Source organism: Pseudomonas sp. AGC41 (genome assembly GCF_057334555.1).
The window spans coordinates 26,350-28,867 of record NZ_JBHFJB010000157.1; the positions used below are offsets into that span (position 1 = coordinate 26,350).

General features: G+C 63.3%; 3 protein-coding genes. All 3 read right to left on the bottom strand.

Annotated elements, in window-relative coordinates:
* The coding region (locus ACE04F_RS27195) for an HAD family hydrolase (protein WP_486110640.1) at positions 1-494 on the bottom strand (494 nt) is incomplete at its 3' end.
* Positions 491-1,165 (bottom strand): ribulose-phosphate 3-epimerase, encoded by a 675-nt coding sequence (gene rpe, locus ACE04F_RS27200; protein ID WP_305498417.1) that lies wholly within the window; start codon positions 1,163-1,165, stop codon positions 491-493. The genes ACE04F_RS27195 and rpe, both read right to left, overlap by 4 nt.
* Before the next feature lie 78 nt (positions 1,166-1,243).
* On the bottom strand, positions 1,244-2,392 hold the full coding sequence (locus tag ACE04F_RS27205; protein ID WP_486110641.1) for an iron-containing alcohol dehydrogenase: 1,149 nt from the start codon (positions 2,390-2,392) through the stop codon (positions 1,244-1,246).
* Positions 2,393-2,518 lie beyond the last annotated feature (126 nt).

The window sequence follows — 2,518 nt, forward strand, 5'->3', positions numbered from 1 at the left end:
AACAACCGCGCGGCCGGGTCGGGCTTTTTCTGTGGCAAGGTATCGCCGCCGATGATCCAGCGGAAATAACGGCCGATCTTCATCTGGTCCAGCAGCGGCGCGACAAAACGCTCCGGCTTGTTGGTGATCAGCGCCATTTCCACGCCCTGCTTGTGCAACCATTTGAGGGTGGAGCGCACGCCCGGATAAACCACGGTCAATTCGTGGTTGCCCTCATAGGCTTCGTTGAACAGTTCCAGTGCCCGCTCGGCCTCGGCCTCATCAACGCCCTGGGCATCAATGTGATTGGCCAGGGCGCGGCGCACCAGCATCGGCGCGCCGTTGCCGACCCACTGGCGCACCGCGTCGATGCCGGCAGGCGGACGCCCGAGCTGGAGCAGCATATTGTCCACGGCGGCCGCCAGGTCCGGGACCGAATCGACGAGCGTGCCGTCGAGGTCGAACATCACCAGACGCGGCAGGCTGCCGGGAAACAGCTGCTCGAAGCCGCTCATGGACGTGCCAGGGCCAGTTCGGCGCGCATCTTCTCGATGACTGCCTGGTAGTCCGGTGCGTTGAAGATCGCCGAACCGGCGACAAAGGTGTCGGCACCGGCCGCGGCGATTTCGCGGATGTTGTTCACGTTCACGCCGCCGTCGATTTCCAGGCGGATATCCCGGCCCGAGGCATCGATCAGGGCGCGGGCTTCGCGCAGCTTGTCGAGCGTGCCCGGAATGAACTTCTGCCCGCCGAAACCCGGGTTGACGCTCATCAGCAGCACCATGTCGACCTTGTCCATCACGTACTTGAGTACGTCCAGGGGCGTGGCCGGGTTGAACACCAGGCCGGCCTTGCAGCCGCCTTCGCGGATCAGTTGCAGGGAGCGGTCGACGTGCAGCGTGGCTTCCGGGTGAAAGGTAATGTAGGTGGCACCGGCCTCGATGAAATCACCGACGATGCGATCCACCGGACTGACCATCAGGTGCGCATCGATTGGTGCGGTGATGCCGTATTTGCGCAGCGCCGCGCAGACCATCGGGCCGATGGTCAGGTTGGGTACGTAGTGGTTGTCCATGACATCGAAGTGGACGATGTCGGCCCCGGCGGCCAGAACGTTATCCACTTCCTCGCCCAGGCGGGCGAAGTCGGCGGAGAGAATCGACGGAGCAATAGCGAAGGGCTGCATGACGCACCTGTTTTGAGCGAAATCACGATGGCGCGCATTGTATACCTCAAGATTTGGCGCGCCCACCGTGACGCACGATCAATACGCCGCTCGGTAGATCTTCTCGATATCGCCGGCGCTCAGCTTGCGCGGGTTGTTGCGCATCAGCCGCTCTATACCCGCCGCCTCCGCCGCCATGGACGGAATCACCTCCTCGGTGACGCCCAGGCCACTCAGCCCCTTGGGAACTTCCACCGCGGCACACAACGCGGCCATGGCCTCCACGGCCTCGTCCGCGGCTTCGATATCACTCAAATGAGCCGTCTTGATGCCCATGGCTTCGGCAATATCGCGCATCCGTTCGACGCAGGCCATCTTGTTCCAGTGCATGACATACGGCAGCAACAATGCGTTGGCGACGCCATGGGAGACATGGAAACGCCCACCCAGCGGATAGGCGAGCGCATGCACGGCGCCGACCCCGGCATTGCCGAACGCCATGCCGGCCATCAGGCTGGCGGTGGCCATGTCTTCACGGGCCTGCAAGTGAGACGGGTTGGCGTAGGCCTTGGGCAAGGCGCGGGTGATCAGCTTGATCGCGCCAATGGCCAGGGCATCGGTGATCGGCGAGGCGTTGAGTGACAGGTACGACTCGATGGCGTGCACCAACGCATCAACGCCGCTGGCGGCGGTCACGCTGCGCGGACACGTCAGGGTCATCTGCGGGCTGACCAGCGCCACGTCCGGCAGCAGGTAATCACTGACGATGCCCTTTTTCAGCTGCGCGGCCTTGTCAGAGAGGATCGCTACGTTGGTGACTTCCGAACCGGTACCGGCAGTAGTGGGAATGGCGATCATGGGCGGGCCTTTGCGCGGCACCTGATCGACACCGAACATATCCTGCAACTCACCGTGGTAACCGGCATAAACGCCCACGCACTTGGCAATGTCGATAGCGCTGCCACCGCCCAGGCCGATCAGGCCGTCATGCCCGCCGTCGCGGTAGGCTTGCATACAGTCTTCGACGATGGCGATTTCCGGATCGGGCATGACCCGGTCGAAAATTTCGTAGTTGCGCCCGCCCAGATGCTGCAGCGCCAACTCCACGGTACCGGACTTGACCAGCGCCGCGTCCGTGACGATCAGCGGGTTATCGACATCCAGCCGGGTCAGCTCCGCCGCCAGTTGCTCGATGGCAGCGGCGCCGGTGATCAGTTTATGGGCGATCTTGAATGAGGAAAGACTCATGTGCGCGGCCTCTTGTTCGAGTGGGGGCTGGCACAAGGATAGCTCGGTATTGAGGGGTGGTCTGTCATTCAGCTTATGAATGCACCGAGGAGCGGATGTGGGGGGGGGGGGGGGGGGGGGGGGGGG

What these genes read in the sequence shown, in the direction of transcription:
- rpe (WP_305498417.1), bottom strand. Translation starts at nt 1,165, where the DNA reads ATGCAGCCCTTCGCTATTGCTCCGTCGATTCTCTCCGCCGACTTCGCC.
- ACE04F_RS27205 (WP_486110641.1), bottom strand. Translation starts at nt 2,392, where the DNA reads ATGAGTCTTTCCTCATTCAAGATCGCCCATAAACTGATCACCGGCGCC.